The sequence below is a fragment of the Kineococcus sp. G2 genome (assembly GCF_037154035.1).
Classification (GTDB): Bacteria; Actinomycetota; Actinomycetes; order Actinomycetales; family Kineococcaceae; genus Kineococcus.
Genome location: NZ_JBBBEM010000040.1, coordinates 14,405 through 33,374 on the forward strand (window position 1 = coordinate 14,405; position 18,970 = coordinate 33,374).

The 18,970-nt window shown below is 75.4% G+C and carries 17 protein-coding genes; 10 read left to right on the forward strand and 7 right to left on the reverse strand.

The features are described 5' to 3' along the window. The first annotated feature begins 45 nt into the window (after positions 1–45). Positions 46–1,806, forward strand: a complete 1,761-nt coding sequence (locus tag V9U69_RS07815; protein WP_442907666.1) for a proline--tRNA ligase — start codon at positions 46–48, stop codon at positions 1,804–1,806. 3 nt (positions 1,807–1,809) lie between these two features. Here the strand turns inward: V9U69_RS07815 and V9U69_RS07820 are convergent, their stop codons facing one another. The 3 genes from V9U69_RS07820 to V9U69_RS07830 all read right to left on the reverse strand — a co-directional run bounded on the left by V9U69_RS07820 (position 1,810) and on the right by V9U69_RS07830 (position 4,757). Further along, complete coding sequence (locus V9U69_RS07820) at positions 1,810–2,619, reverse strand: TspO/MBR family protein (protein ID WP_337060971.1); 810 nt, start codon at positions 2,617–2,619, stop codon at positions 1,810–1,812. Positions 2,620–2,682: 63 nt separating this feature from the next. Continuing rightward, on the reverse strand, positions 2,683–3,564 hold the full coding sequence (locus V9U69_RS07825; protein WP_337060972.1) for an endonuclease/exonuclease/phosphatase family protein: 882 nt from the start codon (positions 3,562–3,564) through the stop codon (positions 2,683–2,685). Positions 3,565–3,623: 59 nt separating this feature from the next. Continuing rightward, positions 3,624–4,757 carry a DUF4439 domain-containing protein gene (locus V9U69_RS07830; protein ID WP_337060973.1) on the reverse strand — a complete coding sequence of 378 codons (1,134 nt, stop codon included), beginning with the start codon at positions 4,755–4,757 and terminating at the stop codon, positions 3,624–3,626. A gap of 143 nt (positions 4,758–4,900) precedes the next feature. On the opposite strand from V9U69_RS07830, the gene rimP reads away from it, so the two are divergent. From rimP to truB, 7 genes are all read left to right on the forward strand, one after another. Further along, entirely contained in the window at positions 4,901–5,533 is a 633-nt protein-coding gene (rimP, locus tag V9U69_RS07835) for a ribosome maturation factor RimP (RefSeq protein WP_337060974.1), read from the forward strand. Further along, positions 5,530–6,546 carry a transcription termination factor NusA gene (gene nusA, locus V9U69_RS07840; RefSeq protein ID WP_337060975.1) on the forward strand — a complete coding sequence of 339 codons (1,017 nt, stop codon included), beginning with the start codon at positions 5,530–5,532 and terminating at the stop codon, positions 6,544–6,546. Before rimP ends, nusA begins: the two co-directional genes overlap by 4 nt. A 157-nt stretch (positions 6,547–6,703) precedes the next feature. Then, entirely contained in the window at positions 6,704–6,985 is a 282-nt protein-coding gene (locus V9U69_RS07845; protein ID WP_337060976.1) for a YlxR family protein, read from the forward strand. Positions 6,986–7,075: 90 nt separating this feature from the next. Beyond that, positions 7,076–10,177, forward strand: a complete 3,102-nt coding sequence (gene infB / locus V9U69_RS07855; protein WP_442907667.1) for a translation initiation factor IF-2 — start codon at positions 7,076–7,078, stop codon at positions 10,175–10,177. Positions 10,178–10,244: 67 nt separating this feature from the next. Then, positions 10,245–10,538 (forward strand): DUF503 domain-containing protein, encoded by a 294-nt coding sequence (locus V9U69_RS07860; protein ID WP_337060978.1) that lies wholly within the window; start codon positions 10,245–10,247, stop codon positions 10,536–10,538. Between the two features lie 22 nt (positions 10,539–10,560). Then, complete coding sequence (gene rbfA / locus V9U69_RS07865; RefSeq protein ID WP_337060980.1) at positions 10,561–11,139, forward strand: 30S ribosome-binding factor RbfA; 579 nt, start codon at positions 10,561–10,563, stop codon at positions 11,137–11,139. Next, on the forward strand, positions 11,136–12,047 hold the full coding sequence (gene truB, locus V9U69_RS07870) for a tRNA pseudouridine(55) synthase TruB (protein WP_442907670.1): 912 nt from the start codon (positions 11,136–11,138) through the stop codon (positions 12,045–12,047). The genes rbfA and truB overlap by 4 nt, the downstream gene beginning before the upstream one ends. Positions 12,048–12,151: 104 nt before the next feature. Here the strand turns inward: truB and V9U69_RS07875 are convergent, their stop codons facing one another. The 4 genes from V9U69_RS07875 to pgi all read right to left on the reverse strand — a co-directional run bounded on the left by V9U69_RS07875 (position 12,152) and on the right by pgi (position 17,352). Beyond that, complete coding sequence (locus tag V9U69_RS07875) at positions 12,152–13,468, reverse strand: dicarboxylate/amino acid:cation symporter (RefSeq protein WP_337060984.1); 1,317 nt, start codon at positions 13,466–13,468, stop codon at positions 12,152–12,154. 283 nt (positions 13,469–13,751) lie between these two features. Continuing rightward, entirely contained in the window at positions 13,752–14,525 is a 774-nt protein-coding gene (locus V9U69_RS07880) for an SDR family NAD(P)-dependent oxidoreductase (RefSeq protein ID WP_337060986.1), read from the reverse strand. Further along, the gene (locus V9U69_RS07885; RefSeq protein ID WP_442907671.1) at positions 14,522–15,547 is read right to left on the reverse strand and encodes an NAD(P)-dependent alcohol dehydrogenase; all 1,026 of its coding nucleotides are present in this window, start codon (positions 15,545–15,547) and stop codon (positions 14,522–14,524) included. The genes V9U69_RS07880 and V9U69_RS07885 overlap by 4 nt, the downstream gene beginning before the upstream one ends. A gap of 116 nt (positions 15,548–15,663) precedes the next feature. Further along, positions 15,664–17,352: a glucose-6-phosphate isomerase gene (gene pgi, locus V9U69_RS07890; protein ID WP_337060989.1), complete on the reverse strand. Its 1,689-nt coding sequence runs from the start codon at positions 17,350–17,352 to the stop codon at positions 15,664–15,666. Positions 17,353–17,548: 196 nt separating this feature from the next. On the opposite strand from pgi, the gene V9U69_RS07895 reads away from it, so the two are divergent. Next, complete coding sequence (locus tag V9U69_RS07895) at positions 17,549–18,496, forward strand: bifunctional riboflavin kinase/FAD synthetase (protein WP_337060990.1); 948 nt, start codon at positions 17,549–17,551, stop codon at positions 18,494–18,496. A gap of 137 nt (positions 18,497–18,633) precedes the next feature. Continuing rightward, positions 18,634–18,903, forward strand: coding sequence for a 30S ribosomal protein S15 (rpsO, locus tag V9U69_RS07900; RefSeq protein WP_337060991.1), 270 nt, complete (start codon positions 18,634–18,636; stop codon positions 18,901–18,903). Positions 18,904–18,970: the final 67 nt, after the last annotated feature.

Below are 18,970 nucleotides of genomic sequence, written 5' to 3' on the forward strand. Positions count from 1 at the left end.
AGCACCCGGCCGGGCGCGCGCCCGGACGCGGATAGGCTGCCGGGCGTGCTGATGCGGATGTCGACGCTGTTCCTGCGGACCCTGCGGGAGGACCCGGTCGATGCCGAGGTCGCCAGCCACAAGCTGCTGGTGCGGGCCGGGTACGTCCGCCGCGCCGCGCCCGGCATCTACACCTGGCTGCCGCTGGGCCTGAAGGTGCTGCGCAGGGTCGAGGCCGTGGTGCGCGAGGAGATGGACGCCGCCGGCTTCCAGGAGGTCCACTTCCCGGCGCTGCTGCCGCGCGAGCCGTACGAGGCGACGAACCGCTGGACCGAGTACGGCGACGGCATGTTCCGCCTGAAGGACCGCAAGGGCGCCGACTACCTGCTGGCGCCGACGCACGAGGAGATGTTCACGCTCCTGGTGAAGGACCTGTACTCCTCGTACAAGGACCTGCCGCTGTCGATCTACCAGATCCAGACGAAGTACCGCGACGAGGCCCGGCCCCGCGCCGGTGTCCTGCGCGGCCGCGAGTTCGTCATGAAGGACTCCTACAGCTTCGACGTCGACGACGCCGGCCTGGAGACCTCCTACGAGAAGCACCGCGACGCCTACGTCCGCGTCTTCACCCGCCTCGGGCTGGACTTCGTCGTCGTCTCCGCCGTCTCCGGCGCCATGGGCGGCTCGCGCAGCGAGGAGTTCCTGCACCCCACCCCGATCGGCGAGGACACCTTCGTGCGCTCGCCCGGCGGGTACGCCGCCAACGTCGAGGCCGTCACCACACCGGTCCCGCCGGCCGTGCCGTTCGACGACGCCCCCGCCGCGCACGTGGAGGACACCCCGGACACCCCCACCATCGAGACCCTGGTGGCCGCGGCGAACGCCGCCCACCCGCGCCCGGACCGCGCCTGGACGGCCGCCGACACCCTGAAGAACGTCCTGGTGGTGCTGCGCCACCCCGACGGCACGCGTGAGCCGCTGGCCGTGGGCGTGCCCGGCGACCGCGAGGTGGACCTCAAGCGACTGGAGGCCTCCCTGGCCCCCGCCGAGCTGGAGGCGTTCGGGGAGGACGACTTCGCCGCGCACCCGGCGCTGGTCAAGGGGTACATCGGCCCCGGCGCCCTGGGCGAGGAGTCCGCCTCCGGCATCCGCTACCTGCTGGACCCGCGCGTCGTGGAGGGCACCCGGTGGATCACCGGGGCGGATCAGCCCGGCAAGCACGTCTTCGACCTCGTCGCCGGCCGCGACTTCACCGGCGACGGGTTCGTCGAGGCCGCCGAGGTCCGCGCCGGCGACCCCGCCCCGGACGGTTCCGGCCCCCTGGAGCTGGCGCGCGGCATCGAGATCGGCCACATCTTCGCCCTCGGCCGCCGCTACGCGCAGGCCCTGGACCTGAAGGTGCTCGACGAGAACGGCAAGCAGGTCGTGGTCACGATGGGCTCGTACGGCATCGGCGTCACCCGCGCCCTGGCCGCCGTCGCCGAGGGCAACCACGACGACAAGGGCCTGGTGTGGCCGCGCGGGTTGGCCCCGGCCGACGTGCACGTCGTCGCCACCGGCAAGGACCCCGAGGTGTTCACCACCGCCGAGCGCATCGCCTCGCAGCTGCAGGCCGACGGGGTGGAGGTCCTGCTGGACGACCGCCCGAAGGTCTCGCCCGGCGTGAAGTTCAAGGACGCCGAGCTGATCGGCGTGCCCACGATCCTCGTGGTCGGCAAGGGCCTGGCCGAGGGCGTCGTGGAGCTGCGCGACCGCCGCAGCGGTGAGGCCCGTCAGGTGCCGCTGGCCGAGGCCGTGCCGGCCGTCACCGCCGCCGTGCGCGGCTGACCCTCACCTCCGCCGCGCGCGCAGCCGCGCCGCGGCGGTGGTCCCCGCGACCACCGCCGCGGCCGCACCGGCGGCGAGCGCCGCCGCGGTGGAGGCGTCCGGCCCGGACAGCCGCCCGGCGCACACCCAGCCCAGACCCCACGTCAGCGCCGCCCCGAACGCCAGGCGGCCGCGCGAGCGGACCGCGGTGAACACCCCCACCGCCGCCGCGACGGCGAGCACCACCACCGCCCACGCCGGCTCCGCGGCCGTCAGCCCGGCCTGCTTCAGCCACGCCGCCGCGTTCGCCACCGTCGCGATGCTCACCCACCCCAGGTACAGGCCCACGGTGCCGTCGACGACGACGGCCTCCACCGGGCCGGACGGGCGCGAGGCCACCAGCCGGCCGAAGGTGACGACCAGCACCACCAGCAGCGCGGTGATGACGACCACCGAGGCGCCGACCCGCCCGGCCCGCACGGTGGCGATCCACGCCGGGTTCAGCAGCAGCGAGGCCGCCACCCACCAGCCGGTCACCCGCTGGCGCGCGTCCCGGGCGTGCGCCGGCAGCAGCTGCCACACCGCCAGGGCCACCAGCCCGGCGTAGACCGCGCTCCAGATCGCGAACGCCGGGCCGGCCGGGGCCACGAGCGTCGCGTCGGCCGACAGCGCGCCTCCCGCCGCCTCGGCGATCGGGGTGCCGCCGAAGGCGCCGGAGCCGACGGCCGAGCCCACCACGGCGACCACCGCCCCCGCGGCGACGACCGCCCGGCGCAGCCCGTCCCGGGAGGGGGAGCGGCCGGCGGAGCGGGGCAGGGCGGAAGCGGTGCTCACGTCCCGATCGTCCGGCGGACCGGCGTGGTCCGCACCCCGGCCCGGTGCCCCCGGGGAGCCGGCTCAGGGCTCCAGGTCGACGAGCACCGCGGCGTGGTCGGAGGCCCACACCCCGTCCACCGGCTCGGTCGCCACCAGCCGCGCGGTGCGCACCGCGCCCTCCCCGCTGAACGGGGTCAGCCCGACGAGCACGTGGTCGATGCGCGCGCTGGGCTGGTGCACCCGCGCCACCCACGGGTTGCGCCGGTCCCACGTCAGCCCGGGGTCGGCGGGGTCGGCGAAGCGCCAGGCGTCCACGAGCACGAAGCCCTCCACGGGCCCGGCCGTCTCGTAGCCGCGGGCCAGGCGCAGCTCGTCGGAGGACGCCACCGCGTTGAAGTCGCCGGTCAGCACCGGCGGGTAGCGCTCGCCGCGACGCCTGCTCGCCGCCACGAACGGCACCAGGGCGCGCACCTGCGCCACGCGCACCGCCGACTCGGCCGGGGAGGAGTTCAGGTGCGTGGTGGTGAACGGCAGCGGCCGCCGGGGGGTGTCCACGAGGACCTGCAGGGCGGTGCGGCCCTCGTCCTCGTGCCCTCCCGCGGGCAGTTCCAGGACGCGCTGCTCCAGCAGCGGGTAGCGGCTGAGCACGGCGTTGCCGAACCCGAACTCGCCGGCGTCGGGGTCGTGCGGGGACAGGCGCCGCTGCCACCGGCCGGGCTGCGGGGACGGCGAGAAGGCGGCCACCATGCCCAGGCGCTCGGCGAGCCAGTGCGCGAGGTCCTCCCCGTCGGGGCCGGCGGCGGCCCAGACCTCCTGCAGGCCCACGACGTCGGGCCGGTGCTCGGCGAGGACGGTGAGGATGGCCTCGCGCCGCGCCCGCCAGTCGCCGAAGCGCCACCAGACGTTCCAGGTCATGATCCGCAACGGCCGGCCGGCCGTCGCGGGTCCTTCGGGTGCGCTCATGTCGGGGTCCAGTCTCGCAGCCGCCCCGCCGGCCGCGAGGGCGGGTGGGGCGTCGCCGCTCAAGCCGAGGCCGCCGGGGCGGTGGGGGACGCGGGCGGTTCCGCCGCGGCGGGCAGCGGCGACCCGTCCTCGCCGACGCCCGGCAGTCCCGGGAAGTTCGTCGTGGTCCCGCCCCAGCCGCGCGCGGCCCGGGCCGAGCGCAGCACCCCGGCGGCGGCCAGCGCCCGGTCGGTGCGCGAGGCGGCCGCCAGGTCCGCGTGCACGGCGGCGAGCCGCTCCTCCACCGAGGCGGCCAGGAGGGTAGCGGCCTGCGGGGTGGGGGCGGCGGCGTCGTAGGCGGCCTGCGCACCGACCGGCTCGGCGCCGCGCGCCCGCAGCAGGGCGGTGACGTCGTCGCGCGCGTCGCGGTGGGCGGCGATCGCGGCCACCGCCCGCTCCCGCGGCTCCCCGTCGAGGCGGGCGGCGATCAGGCCGAAGCACCACACCGCCGCGTGCTCACCGGCCAGCACCTCCTGCAGCGCCTCGGTCGCAGCCGTGTCCTGCGCGGTGCTGCCCGCAGCGCCCTGCGCGGAGGCGTCGCCGTCCGCGGCGGCGCCCCGCGGTGCCCCCGCCGAGGGGGGCACCGCTGCGGGGAGCGCCGGCAGGTCCACCGGCGGCGTCGCCGTCCCGGCGGCCGCGGCGACGACGTCCACCAGCAGCGAGCGGGAGGCGCCGACGGCGCACAGCAGCCGGGCCATGCCGCCACCCACGTCGCCGGGGACGGCGGCCAGGGCGCCGGTGGCCGCGGCCGCGAGAGCGCCGACGAGGGCGTCCGCTTCGCCGGTGCCGGTCGGCGGGCTGACGGAGGCGGCCGCGGCCCGGCCGCCCAGGGCCCGCAGGTGCGCGGTGCAGGCGTCGACGACCGCCGTCGCGGACCGCTGCACCGCGGCCGGTGCCGCCGTCCCGCCCGCGGGGGCGAGGGGCAGCGCCAGCGCCAGCAGCGCACGGGCGTCGGCGGCGGCCGCCGCGCGGGCGACGTCGTCCGGGCCGGGGGTGGGCGACGGCGTCGGCTCGTCACCGCTCACCCAGCGCACGCCGCAACCGGCCAGCACCGGCGCACCGGCCGCGGCCAGCAGCAGCCCGAGGACCGCGCGGCGCCCCGGGACCCGCTGCCGGGCCGGGGTGCGCGCGGCGGGCGGGAGCGGGGTGGGCACCCCGCGATGCTCCCACGCGCGCGGTCGGAGGACGGCGGTGCGCCGGGATACCCTGGGCAGTCGTCGTCGCGAGCGGCGGGCGGGCCCCGAGGCCCACCCGCCGCTCGCGCGCGCAGGGCGTCGAGAACAGGGGAGGGGCGGTCGTGCCGTCGCTGGACGAGACCGTGACCGGGGTGCTGCAGGCCGTCTTCGCCGACGAGCGCCGCTCCGCCGGCCTGGCGCTGGAGGAGGTGGCGGTCTCCACGGCCGGCCGCCGGCGCGTGGTGCGCGTGGTGGTGGACCTGGCCGGTGACGAGCCGGGCGAGGTCGACCTCGAGGCGGTGTCCGCGGTCTCGGCGGCGGTCTCCGAGGCGCTGGACTCCTCGAGCGCGCTGGGGGACGCGCCCTACACGCTGGAGGTCACCTCCCCGGGGGTGGAGCGCCCCCTGACCACCCCGCGGCACTGGTCCCGCGCCCGCGGCCGACTGGTGCGCGCCGTGCTGGCGGACGGCGGTGCGCTGCTGGGGCGCGTGGAGTCGGTCGACGCGGACGGTGTGCTGCTGCGGCTGGAGCCGCAGCCGGTCAAGGGCCGCCCGCCGCGCGCCAAGGACGTGGGGGTGGCGCTCCCGGTGCCGTTCGCCGAGCTGGTGCGCGGCGAGGTGCAGGTGGAGTTCCGCCGCCCCACCGGCGACGAGGAGCGCGCGGGCGAGCTGGACGACGAGCTGGACGACGAGCTGGACGAGCCCGGCGGCGAGCCGGGCGCGCAGGACGACGCGGGACGCGAGGGCGAGCGGTGAACATCGACATGGCGGCGCTGAGGCTGCTGGAGCGGGAGCGGGAGATCCCGTTCGAGGCGCTGGTGCGCGCGATCGAGCAGGCGCTGCTCATCGCCTACCAGCACACCGAGGGTGCGCAGCGGCACGCGCGCGTGGAGCTGGACCGCGCCACCGGCGAGGTGCGGGTCCTCGCCGCCGAGCGCGGCGAGGACGGCGCCGTGGTGCGCGAGTACGACGACACCCCCGCCGGTTTCGGGCGCGTCGCCGCCACGACCGCGCGCCAGGTGATCCTGCAGCGCCTGCGCGACGCCGCCGACGAGCAGGTCCTGGGCGAGTACGCCGGCACGGAGGGCGACATCGTCTCCGGCGTCGTGCAGCAGGGCCGCGACCCCAGGGTGGTCCAGGTGGACCTGGGGGCCCTGGAGGGCGTGCTGCCCCCGGCGGAGCAGGTGCCGGGGGAGGAGTACCGCCACGGCAGCCGGCTGCGCTGCTACGTCGTCAGCGTCAAGAAGGGCCCCAAGGGTCCGCAGGTCGTCCTCTCGCGCTCGCACCCCAACCTGGTGCGCCGCCTCTTCGCGCTGGAGGTGCCCGAGATCGCCGACGGCACCGTGCAGATCACGGCGCTGTCCCGGGAGGCCGGGCACCGCACGAAGATGGCCGTGCGCGCCACGCGCCAGGGGATCAACGCCAAGGGCGCGTGCATCGGGCCGATGGGGCAGCGCGTGCGAGCCGTCATGGCCGAGCTGCGCGGTGAGAAGATCGACATCGTCGACCACAGCGACGACCCGGCGCGGTTCGTCGCCAGCGCCCTGTCGCCGGCGCGGGTGACGTCGGTGGAGGTCGTGGACGCGGAGGCGCGCTCCGCGCGGGTGGTCGTCCCCGACTACCAGCTGTCGCTGGCGATCGGCAAGGAGGGCCAGAACGCCCGGCTGGCCGCCAAGCTCACGGGCTGGCGCATCGACATCCGGCCCGACACCGCCGCCGGGGACGAGGGCGCCCGGGAGCGGCGCGAACCCGGTCCGGCACCCCGCTGAGGCCGGCGCGGGTCCCGCGACCCGCCCGAGCGCGGGGCGGCGCTACACTGTTCCCATCGTGACACTCGCTGAGGCCGGCCCCGCCCGCCGGCGACCCACCACCCCCGCTGTCCGCCCCGCCTCCCCGAGCGCGGACGTGGAACACGCGCGGACGTGCGTGGGTTGTCGTCGGAAGGGTGCGCGGTCTGCACTGCTGAGGGTCGTCGCGTCGGCCGAGGGGGACGAGGTCCTCGTCGACGAGCGGCGGCGGCTTCCCGGCAGGGGGGCGTGGCTGCACCACAGCACCGCCTGCCTGGACCGGGCGGAGAAGCGGCGGGCCCTGCCCCGCGCGCTGCGACGCCCCGGTCCCCTCGACACCTCCGGCGTCCGCTCCCACCTGGAGCCGCCCACCGGCGCTGTCGTGTCCACCACCACCGATGAGAACGGGTCGAACAGCTGATGAGCACCCGATGAGCTCGTGCAGATGAACCCCGACGACTGACGACGGTCCGCGCCCGGTAGAGGTGGCCCGGACCGAGACAGGAGAGATGTGGCAAAGGTCCGGGTCTACGAACTCGCCAAGGAGTTCGGAGTCGAGAGCAAGGTCGTGCTGGCGACGCTCAAGGAGATGGGCGAGTTCGTCCGCTCGGCGAGCTCGACCGTCGAGCCGCCGGTCATCCGCCGGCTGAAGGACAAGTTCCCCGCGGACGGCGCCTCCGGTGGCGCGCGTCCCACCCCGGCTGTGAAGCCGGGTCCGCGCCTGCCCCAGGGCGCTCGCCCGGGGCCCGCGCGGCCCGCGGCGCCCACGCCCGCGGCTCCCGCACCGTCCGCGCCCGCCGCTCCGGCGGCCGGTGGCGGTGCACCGTCCGCGCCCGCACCGGGCCCGGCGCCCACGCCCGGCCCGGCTCCCGAGCCGACCGCGCCGGTGGTCCCCGCCTTCCAGGCGCCCCCGCCGGCCGCACCCGCCTCGCCGCAGCAGCGGCCGGCGGCGCCCGGCCCGTCGCGTCCGGCTCCCGCCGGTCCGCGCCCGTCCACCCCGCCCGCCGCGGGTGGTCCCGGTTCCGGTCCGCGCCCCGGTGCGCGTCCCGGTGGCCCGGCGACCCCGGGCGCCCGTCCCGGTGCCCCCGCCGGCCCCGCCGCCCGTCGCCCCGGTCCGCCGGAGCGCGGCGAGCGCCCCGCCCCCGGTGGTGAGCGCCCGCGCGGCGAACGCCCCGACCGCGGGGAGCGCCCTGACCGCGGGGAGCGTCCCGACCGCGGTGACCGTCCGGCTCAGGGCGGCCGTCCCGGTGCCGGTGCGGGCGGCGCCCGCCCCGGTGCCCCGCGCCCGGGCAACAACCCGTTCGCGACCAGCCAGGGCATGCCGCGCCCCGGTGCCCCGCGCCCGGGCAACAACCCGTTCGCGAACAGCCAGGGCATGCCGCGCCCGCAGGGCGGTCCCCGTCCGGGTGCGGCCGGCCCCGGTGGTCCCCGTCCGGGTGCGCCCGGCCCCGGTGGCCCCCGCCCCGGTGGCCCGCGCCCGAACCCCGGCATGATGCCGGCGCGCCCGACCGTGGGCCGTCCCGGTGCTCCCGCCGGTCGCGGTGGTGCTCCGGGTCGTGGCGGCCCGGGTGGTGGCCGCGGTGGTTTCGGCGGCCGTCCGGGTGGTCCCGGTGCCGGTGCCGGTGGCGGCGGTTTCGCCGGCCGTCCGGGTGGTCCCGGCCGCGGTGGCCGCGGCGGCACCCAGGGCGCCTTCGGCCGCGCCGGTGGCCGTCCCGTCAAGGGCCGCAAGTCCAAGCGCGCGAAGCGCCAGGAGTACGAGGCGATGCAGGCGCCCTCGGTCGGGGGCGTGTCGGTCCGTCGCGGTGACGGTTCGACCGTCGTGCGCATCCGCCGCGGCGCTTCGCTGAGCGACTTCGCCGAGCGCATCGACGCCGACCCCGCGGCGCTGGTCACCGTGCTGTTCCACCTCGGTGAGATGGCCACGGCGACCCAGTCGCTGGACGAGGACACCTTCCAGCTCCTCGGTGGCGAGCTCGGCTACGTCATCGAGGTCGTCTCCCCGGAGGACGAGGAGCGCGAGCTCCTGGCCGGGTTCTCGATCGACCTCGACGCCGAGCTGGAGGCCGAGGGCGACGAGCAGCTCGAGGCCCGTCCGCCGGTCGTGACCGTCATGGGTCACGTCGACCACGGCAAGACGAAGCTGCTGGACGCCATCCGCTCCTCCGACGTCGTGGCGAAGGAGGCCGGTGGCATCACGCAGCACATCGGCGCCTACCAGGTCGTCAAGGAGCACGAGGGTGTCGAGCGGCCGATCACCTTCATCGACACCCCGGGTCACGAGGCGTTCACCGCCATGCGTGCCCGTGGTGCCAAGGTGACCGACATCGCGATCCTCGTGGTCGCGGCCGACGACGGCGTGATGCCCCAGACCATCGAGGCGCTCAACCACGCCCAGGCGGCCGACGTCCCGATCGTCGTCGCGGTCAACAAGGTGGACAAGGAGGGCGCCAACCCGGACAAGGTCCGGCAGCAGCTCACCGAGTACAACCTGGTGGCCGAGGAGTACGGCGGCGACACGATGTTCGTCGAGGTCTCGGCGAAGCAGGGCATGGGCCTGGACAACCTCCTCGAGGCCGTCCTGCTGACCGCCGACGCCTCGCTGGACCTGCGCGCCAACCCCGACAAGGACGCCCGCGGCGTCGCCATCGAGGGCAACCTCGACAAGGGCCGCGGCCCGGTGGCGACCGTCCTGGTGCAGTCGGGCACCCTGCGGGTCGGCGACGCGATCGTCGCCGGCACCGGCTACGGCCGCGTCCGCGCGATGCTCGACGAGAACGGTGACAACGTCGAGGAGGCGACCCCGTCGCGTCCGGTGCAGGTGCTCGGGCTCACGTCCGTCCCCGGTGCCGGCGACACGTTCCTGGCCGCCCCGGACGACCGGACGGCCCGGCAGATCGCGGAGAAGCGCGAGGCGCAGGAGCGCAACGCGGCCCTGGCGAAGGCGCGCAAGCGCATCTCGCTGGAGGACTTCACCAAGGCGCTCGAGCAGGGCAAGGTCGAGACCCTCAACCTCATCCTCAAGGGTGACGGTGCGGGCTCGGTCGAGGCCCTCGAGGACGCGCTGCTGAAGATCGACGTCGGTGACGAGGTCGAGCTGCGGGTGATCGACCGCGGTGTCGGTGCGGTGACGAAGAACAACGTCAACCTCGCCGTCGCCTCGAACGCGATCATCATCGGGTTCAACGTGCGGCCCGAGCAGCAGACGAAGGAGTACGCCGACCGCGAGGGCGTCGACGTCCGGTACTACTCGGTCATCTACCAGGCGATCGAGGACGTCGAGAGCGCGCTCAAGGGCATGCTCAAGCCGGAGTTCGAAGAGGTCCAGCTGGGCACCGCGGAGATCCGCGAGGTCTTCCGGTCCTCGAAGTTCGGCAACATCGCCGGCTGCCTCGTCCGGTCCGGTCTCATCCGGCGCAACACCAAGGCGCGCGTGCTGCGCAACGGTGTGGTGCACGGGGACAACCTCACCATCGAGTCGCTGCGACGGTTCAAGGACGACGCCACCGAGGTCCGCGAGGGCTACGAGTGCGGTATCGGCCTCGGCTCGTACAACGACCTCCAGGTCGACGACGTCATCGAGACGTTCGAGATGCAGGAGAAGCCGCGCGGCTGAGGCCGCCTGAGCGAAGTCGTCCGGGCGGGGACCCAGCAGGGTCCCCGCCCGGACGCGCCCCACACCGATGCACACAGGAACGCTCACGTTCGACCTGCTCCTGGGCGACGTCCACTCGCTCAAGGGCAAGCGCAGCCTCGTGCGGCCGCTCGTCGCCGAACTGCGCCGCAGCTTCGACGTCGCCGCCGCCGAGACGGGTCACCTCGACCTGCACCGGCGGACCGAGGTGGCCGTGGCCGTCGTCGCTCCCGACGCGGCGCGCTGCACCGAGGTGCTCGACCGCTGCGAGCGCCTCGTGGCGGCGCACCCCGAGTTCCAGATCCTCTCCACCCGGCGGCAGTTCCTGTCGTCGGACGACTGAGCACCTCCAGGAGGGAAGTCCCGTGGCGGACCCCACCCGCGCCCGCAAGCTCGCCGACCGCATCAAGGTCGTCGTCGCCGAGGCGCTCGAGAAGCGCGTGAAGGACCCCCGCCTGGGGTTCATCACCATCACCGACGCCCGGGTCACCAACGACCTGCAGCACGCGACGCTCTACTACACGGTCTTCGGCAGCGACGAGGAGCGCGCCGGCACCGCGGCGGCCCTGGAGAGCGCCAAGGGCGTGCTGCGCTCGGAGGTCGGCAGGCGCACCGGCGTGCGGCTGACCCCGACGCTGACCTTCGCGACCGACGAGGTCCCCGAGACGGCCACGCAGATCGAGGAGCTGCTGCGCGCGGCCGCCGAGCAGGACGCCCGCGTGGCGGCCCTGGCGGCCTCGGCGCAGCCCGCCGGCGAGGCGGACCCGTACAAGAAGCCCGTCGAGCACGACCTCGACGAGGACGACGACGAGCTCGACGACGACGAGCTCGACGAGGACGAGCTCGGCGACTCCGACGAAGACGAGCTCGGCGACTCCGACGAAGACGAGCTCGGCGACTCCGACGAGGACGGCGGCGCCCCCGGCGACCGCCCGCTGCCCTGAGCGCTCCGGCGCCGGGCGCCGGGCGCCCGCAGGTGGGCGACGGGATCCTCGTCGTCGACAAGCCGGCGGGGTGGACCAGCCACGACGTGGTGGGGCGCTGCCGGCGCCTGCTGGGCACCCGTCGCGTGGGCCACGCCGGCACGCTGGACCCCGCCGCCACCGGGGTGCTCGTGCTGGGCGCCAACCGGGGCACGAAGTTCCTGGCGCACCTGGTGGCGCACGACAAGGCGTACACCGCCACCGTGCGCCTGGGACTGGCGACGACCACGGACGACGCGCAGGGTGAGCCGGTGGGGGAGCCCGCGGACGCCACCGGGCTGGGCCCGGACGCGGTCGCCGCGGCGGTGGCGGCCCTGACCGGTGACCTGCAGCAGGTGCCCAGCTCCGTCAGCGCCATCAAGGTCGACGGGAAGCGCTCCTACGCCCGGGTGCGCGGCGGTGAGGCCGTCGAGCTGCCGCCGCGGCCGGTGACCGTGTCCCGGTTCGAGGTGCTCGCCCGTCGCGAGGAGGGGACCTTCCTGGACCTGGACGTGGTGGTGGAGGTCTCCAGCGGCACCTACGTGCGCGCGCTGGCGCGCGACCTCGGTGCCGCCCTCGGCGTCGGCGGACACCTGACGGCGCTGCGCCGCACCCGCTCGGGGCCGTTCACCCTCGCGGAGGCGCGCACGCTGGCCGAGGTCGAGCAGGCTCCCGCCGTCACCCCGCTGGCAGACGTGGCCCGGCGGTTGTTCCCCGTGCGCCACCTCGACGCGGCCGAGGCCGGTGCGGTCTCCCACGGCGGGTTCTCCGCGGCCTCGGGGCACGAGGGTCCGGTGGCGGCCTTCGCGCCGGACGGGACCCTGGTGGCACTGCTGGGCGACACCCCCCGGGGCGCGAAGCCCCTGCTCGTGCTCACCCCGGCCGGCTGAGCCGCACCGTCGCCCGCTGCTGCTGCTCGGGACCCTCTGCACGACGAACGCCCGCCGCTCCCCGGTACCGGGGAGCGGCGGGCGTTCGTCGTGCAGGAGGGGTGTCAGACCGCCGCGGGCTCGGCGATCGCCTCCTCCACGCGACGGCGGGAGCGGAACCGCTCCAGGTCCAGGATGCCCTCGCGCTTGGCGACGATCGTCGGCACGAGCGCCTGCCCGGTGACGTTGACCGCGGTGCGGCCCATGTCGAGGATCGGGTCGATCGCCAGCAGCAGGCCCACGCCCGCCAGCGGCAGCCCCAGGGTCGACAGCGTCAGCGTCAGCATGACGGTGGCGCCGGTCAGGCCCGCGGTCGCGGCGGAGCCGACGACGGACACGAACGCGATGAGCAGGTAGTCGGTGATCGACAGGTCCACGTCGAAGAAGCCGGCCACGAAGATCGCCGACAGCGCCGGGTAGATCGCGGCGCAGCCGTCCATCTTGGTCGTGGCGCCCAGCGGCACCGCGAACGAGGCGTAGGAGCGCGGGACGCCCAGCTCCTCCTCGGTGACCCGCTGCGTCACCGGCAGGGTGCCGATGGAGGAGCGGGAGACGAACGCCAGCTGGGTGGCGGGCCACACGCCGGCGAAGAAGCGACGCACGCTCAGGCCGTTGAGGCGCAGCAGCACCGGGTAGAGCACGAACAGCACCAGCGCCAGGCCGACGTAGATGTCCACGACGAACACCGCGAGCGGGCTGAGGGCGTCCCAGCCGTAGGTGGCCACCGCCCGGCCGAGCAGGCCGACGGTCCCCAGCGGGGCGAGGCGGATGACCCACCACAGCACCGTCTGCACGACGGTCAGGGCGGAGCGGGCCACGGTCAGCAGCGGCTCGGCCTTCTCGCCGACCTTGAGGATCGCCACGCCCAGCGCGATGGAGATCACCAGCAGCTGCAGCACGTTGAAGGACAGGGAGACGCCGTCGTCGGAGGCGGAGGCCTGCAGGCCGAACACGTTCCCGGGGACGAGGCCCTGCAGGAAGTCCAGCCACGAACCGGTGTAGCTCGGCTCCCGGGCGGCGGAGGCCGCCACCGAGGTGCGGTCGCCCGGGTCGGTGGCGATGCCGAGGGCGATGCCGATGCCGACCGAGATCAGGGCGGTGATGGCGAACCACAGCAGGGTCTGCCACGCCAGCCGTGCGGCGTTGGTGACCTGGCGCAGGTTCGCGATGGAGGTGACCACGGCCAGGACGACGAGCGGCGGCACCAGGGTGCGCAGCAGCGTCACGAAGATCGAGCCGATGGTGGCGAGGGTGGTCGTCAGCCAGTTCGGGTCCTCGTCGGTGCCGCCCATCGAGCGGGCGATCGCGCCGAGGACGACGCCGAGGACGAGGCCGATGAGCACCTGGACGCCGAAGGGCGTCCGCTTCAGGGTGCGGATCACGGGGTGAGCTCCTGGGTAGGGGTGGGTGGCGCGGTGGCGGGGGTGCTGGCCGCCCCGCTAGACCGCGCTCGCCGTCCGGCCCAGGTCGATGTGCCGGCGCTCGGTGAGGTTCCATCCCGTGTCCATGCCGCTGGGGAGAATGCCACAGCGGGCGCGTCTGTTCCCGCGGCCCTCACCCGGGCGCGCCCCCTGTGGCGGCGTTCCCCTCCGCAGCCGGTCCTCCTGGTCCACCGGGTCGAACCCGCGGCTCGCCGCGCCCGTGAGCTCAGAGCAACGCGTGAGCTCAGAACAGCGTGTAGCCGCCGTCGGTGACGACGACGGCGCCGGTGGAGAAGCTGGAGGCGTCGGAGGCCAGGTAGACCACGCTGGCGGCGATCTCCTCCGGTGTCGCGTAGCGCTGCATGGGCGCGTCCTCGATCCACATCCGCCGGAACCGCGGCTCGTCCACCGGGGCCATGTCCGTCTTGACGTAGCCGGGGGCCAGGGCGTTGACCCGGATGCCCAGCGGTGCCCACTCCGCGGCCAGCGACTTCGTCAGCTGGTGCACGGCGGCCTTGGAGGCGTTGTAGACGGGCTGCATCTGCGGGCGGTTGACGATCGAGGCGCTGATGGAGCCGATGTTGACGATGCTGCCGCCCCCGTGGGCCGCCATCCAGCGCGCGGCGACCTGGCTGGGCAGCCACACGCCCTTGACGTTGGTGGTGATGACGTCGTCGTACTCGTCGTCGGTCACCTCCAGCGCGGGGCGGTGCACGCAGGTGCCGGCGTTGTTCACCAGCACGTGCAGCCCGCCGAGCTCGGCGGTGGTGCGCTCGACCGCGGCCTCGACCTCGGCGCGGTCGGTGACGTCCAGGCGCAGCCCGAGCGCGCGGCGCCCGGTCGAGGCGGCGATCTCCTGCGCGGCGGCGGCCGACCGCTCCTCGTCGCGGGCGGCGACCACGACGTCGGCGCCCGCCTCCGCGAGCGCCTGCGCGAACGCCCGGCCCAGCCCGCGGTAGCCGCCCGTGACCAGGGCCACCTTGCCCGACAGCGAGAAGCGCTCCAGCACGCCGCTCACGCGCCCACCCCCGTCGGGTTCACGACGACCACGGCCTTCATGCTCAGCGGGTCGGAGTCGGCCTCCAGCGCCTCCTGCACCCGCTCCAGCGGGTAGCGGGCGGTGACCATCTCGTCCAGGTGCACGGCGCCGGTGCGGAAGAGGTCGATGCCGCGCGGCCAGGTGTCGACGTACCGGAAGACGCCGGTGAGGGTGATCTCTCGGCTGGCCACCAGGCTGACGGGGATCGGCATGACGTCGTCGCCCAGGCCCACGAGGACCGCGGTGCCGCCGGGGCGCAGTGCGCCGATGCCGGAGACGACGGCGGGGGTGGCGCCGGAGCAGTCCACGAAGGCGTCGGCGGCCAGGGCGGCGACCTCGTCGGCGTCGTCCACGGGGTGCAGCGTGCGCGTGGCGCCGAAGGAGGTGATGCGCTCACGGCGCGAGTCCACGAAGTCGGTGACGACGACGTCGGCGGCGCCGCGCGCCCGCACGGCCTGCGCGACCATCGCGCCGATGGGGCCTGCCCCGGCGATCAGGACCCGGTCGCCGGGGGTGGTGCCCGCCTTGTGCGCGGCCCACAGCCCCACCGAGAACGGCTCCAGCAGGGCGGCGGCGTCGTCGGACATCGTGTCCGGCACCTCGTGCGCCATGTCCGCGGGGGCGGTGACGTAGTCGCAGAACGTGCCGTCGACCGGCGGGGTGGCGTAGAAGCGCATGTTCGGGCACAGGTTCATCCGCCCGGACTTGCACGCCCGGCAGCGCCGGCAGGGCACCTGCGGGTCGATCGCGACGCGCTCGCCGACGCGCGCCTCCGGCACGCCGCGGCCCACCGCGACGACCTGCCCGGAGACCTCGTGCCCGAGCACGAGGGGCTGCTCGACGACGAAGCCGCCGATGCGGCCCTCGCGGTAGTAGTGCACGTCCGAGCCGCACACGCCGACCGAGGCCACGCGGACGAGGACCTCGCCGTCGGCCGGTACGGGAACCGGCCGCTCCTGCAGCTCGATGACGCCCTTCTCCACGAGCACGCTCGCGCGCATGGTCTCCGCCACCGCGGGTTTCCCTCCGTCGGGGTGCCCGGCGGGACCGCCCCGCCGCGTCGGCGACAGCCTGCCACGCCGCCCCGACCCTCGGGACCGGGGCGGCGTGGGCGGTCTCAGCCCCGCTGCTGCAGGTAGTACCGGATGAGCGAGGCGGTCGAGGGGTCCTGCGCCTCGAGCGCGACGGTGTCGCCGGTGAGGGCGGGCGCGATCTCCAGCGCCAGCTTCTTGCCGAGCTCCACGCCCCACTGGTCGAAGCTGTCGATGCCCCACACGGCGCCCTCGACGAACGTGACGTGCTCGTACAGGGCGATCAGCTGCCCCAGCACCGACGGGGTCAGCGCCGGCGCCATGATCGAGGTGGTGGGCCGGTTGCCGGGGAACGTGCGCGCGGCGACGACGTCCTCGGCGGCGCCCTCGGCGCGCACCTCCTCGGCGGTCTTGCCGAACGCCAGCGCCTTCGTCTGGGCGAAGAAGTTCGCCATGAACAGCGCGTGCACGTCGGCGTCGCCGCCGTCGCGGTCGACGAGCGGGTGCGCGGGGTTGGCGAACGCGATGAAGTCGCTGGGGATCAGCCGCGTGCCCTGGTGGATGAGCTGGTAGAAGGCGTGCTGGCCGTTGGTGCCGGGCTCGCCCCAGAACACCTCGCCGGTGGCGGTGGTGACGTCCGAGCCGTCGTAGCGCACCGACTTGCCGTTGGACTCCATCGTCAGCTGCTGCAGGTAGGCCGGGAACCGGTGCAGGTGCTGCGAGTACGGCAGGACCGCGTGGGTGTGCGCGTCGTGGTGGTTCACGTAGTGCACGTTCAGCAGGCCCATGAGCAGCGGCACGTTCGCGGCCGGCTCGGCGGTGCGGAAGTGCTCGTCCACGGCGTGGAAGCCGGCCAGGAACTCCCGGAACCGCTCCGGGCCGATCGCGACCGCCAGCGAGGTGCCGATCGCGGAGTCCACCGAGTACCGGCCGCCCACCCAGTCCCAGAACCCGAACGCGTTGGCAGGGTCGATGCCGAACGCCTCCACCTTGTCCAGCGCGGTGGACACGGCGACGAAGTGCTTGGCGACGGCGCCGCGGCGGGCCTCGTCGTCGTCGCCGAGGGCGCCGGCCGCGGCCAGGCGCTCCCACAGCCAGGTGCGGGCCAGGCGCGCGTTGGTCAGCGTCTCCAGGGTCCCGAACGTCTTGGAGGCGACGATGAACAGCGTCGTCTCCGGGTCCAGGTCCGCCGTCGTCTCCGCCACGTCGGTGGGGTCGATGTTGGAGACGAACCGGCACTCCAGACCCGCCTGCACGTACGGCTTGAGCGCCTCGTACGCCATCACCGGGCCCAGGTCGGAGCCGCCGATGCCGATGTTGACGACGGTGGCGATCCGCTTGCCCGTCACGCCCGTCCAGGCGCCCGAGCGCACCGACTCCGCGAACGCGCAGACCTTCTCCAGCTCCCGCTGCACGTCGGCGTCCACGTCCTGGCCGTCCACGACCAGCGGCGGCTGCGCGCCGGCCGGGCGGCGCAGCGCGGTGTGCAGCACGGCGCGGTCCTCGGTGACGTTGACGTGCTCGCCGGCGAACATGGCGTCGCGCCGGGCCAGGACGCCGGTCTCCTCGGCCAGCTGCACCAGCAGCCGCAGCGTCTCGTCGGTCACGAGGTTCTTCGACAGGTCCACCCGCAGGTCGGCCACGTCCAGGGTCATCCGCTCGGCGCGCTGCGGGTCGGCGGCGAACCAGCCCCGCAGGTCGGGGGCCGCGGCGGCCTGCGCGGCCAGGGCGCCCCACGCGCTCGTCGTGGTCGGGTCGACAGGTCCTGTGCTCACGCGTCCGCCTCCAGCGCTCGTGCCCCGGGGGCCGTCCCCGGTCCTGGGTCTCGCGGCCCGGGGCCCGCGTCGGTGGGGCCCGGTCCCGGCCTGAGACGTTAGCCAGGCCGGTGCCGGCCCGCGCGGGCGGCCACCCGCCCGCCGCGCGGGGGCCCCGCCCACCGCGGCGCCGGGGGGCGGCTGGCAGAGTGTGCGGGTGCAGCGGTGGGACGACCTGGCAGACGTGGACCCCGGTTTCGGCCCCTCGGTCCTCACCGTCGGCAACTTCGACGGGGTGCACCGCGGGCACGTGGCCGTGCTGGAGCGCGTGGTGCGCGCGGCCCGCGAGCGCGGCGCGGCCGCGGTGGCGGTGACGTTCGACCCGCACCCGCTGCAGGTCCTCGTGCCCGAGCGCGCCCCGGGCCTGCTCACCGGCCTGGAGCGCCGCCTGGAGCTCGTCGCCGCGTGCGGCCTGGACGCGGTGCTCGTGCTGCCGTTCACCCGCGAGCTCGCCTCGTGGACCCCGGAGCGCTTCGTGGAGGACGTCTTCGTGCGGGCGCTGGGGGCGGTCGAGGTCGTCGTCGGCCACGACGTCCGCTTCGGGCGGCGCAACAGCGGCGACCTGGGCACGCTGCGCGAGCTCGGCGAGCGCCACGGCTTCGAGGTCACCGCCGTGGACGACCTCGGCGACGGCGCGGGTCACCCGCCGCGCTGGTCGTCCACCGCGGTGCGCGAGGCGCTCGCGGCCGGGGACGTCGAGCGGGCGGCGGCGGTGCTGGGGCACCCGCACCGGGTGAGCGCGACCGTCGTGCACGGCGACCACCGCGGTCGCGAGCTGGGGTACCCGACCGCCAACCTCTCCGGCGAGGACGTCGAGGGCCTGGTGCCCGCCGACGGCGTGTACGCCGGGTGGTTGCACCGCCCGTCGGGGCAGCGGCTGCCGGCGGCCGTGTCCGTGGGTTCCAACCCGACCTTCGACGGGGTGGAGCGCCGCGTGGAGGCGCACTGCGTGGACAGCCCCGGCCTGGACCTGTACGGCGAGCGGGTCGCGGTGGACTTCGTGCACCGCCTGCGCCCGACGCTGCGCTTCGAGGACGCCGACGCCCTCGTGGAGCAGGTGGAGCGCGACGTGCAGCGCTGCCGGGAGCTGCTCGGTCTCGTCTGAGGCCCGGCGGCCCGGTGCGGGCGCGGGGGGAGCGGCCCCGGCTGGTAGCCTGGGCGAGCCGTTCGACCGGCCGCGGACCCAGAGAGCCCGGGTGGATCAGCCCCGGAGCACCGCGCAACGAGACTCAGGAGAGCACCGTGCCCCTCGATGCCGAGACCAAGAAGAAGATCATGGCCGAGTACGCCACGAGCGAGGGCGACACCGGCTCGCCGGAGGTCCAGGTGGCGATGCTCACCCAGCGCATCCGCGACCTGACCGAGCACCTCAAGACGCACCAGCACGACCACCACAGCCGCCGCGGGCTGCTGCTGCTGGTCGGCCAGCGCCGTCGCCTGCTGCAGTACATGGCGAAGAAGGACATCAACCGCTACCGCTCGATCATCGAGCGGGTCGGCATCCGCCGCTGAGGCGGCGCAGGGGCGGTCCCTCCCGGGACCGCCCCTGCTGCGCGTGGCGGTGCGCGGGGACACCCGC

Excerpts from the sequence above, each read along its gene's own strand:
- V9U69_RS07885 (WP_442907671.1), bottom strand. The coding sequence starts at position 15,547 with ATGCGCGCGAGCGTGCTCGTGGAGAAGGGCGTCATCGAGCTGCAGGAG.
- V9U69_RS07825 (WP_337060972.1), bottom strand. The coding sequence starts at position 3,564 with ATGAGCGCACCCGAAGGACCCGCGACGGCCGGCCGGCCGTTGCGGATC.
- V9U69_RS07860 (WP_337060978.1), top strand. The coding sequence starts at position 10,245 with ATGCACACAGGAACGCTCACGTTCGACCTGCTCCTGGGCGACGTCCAC.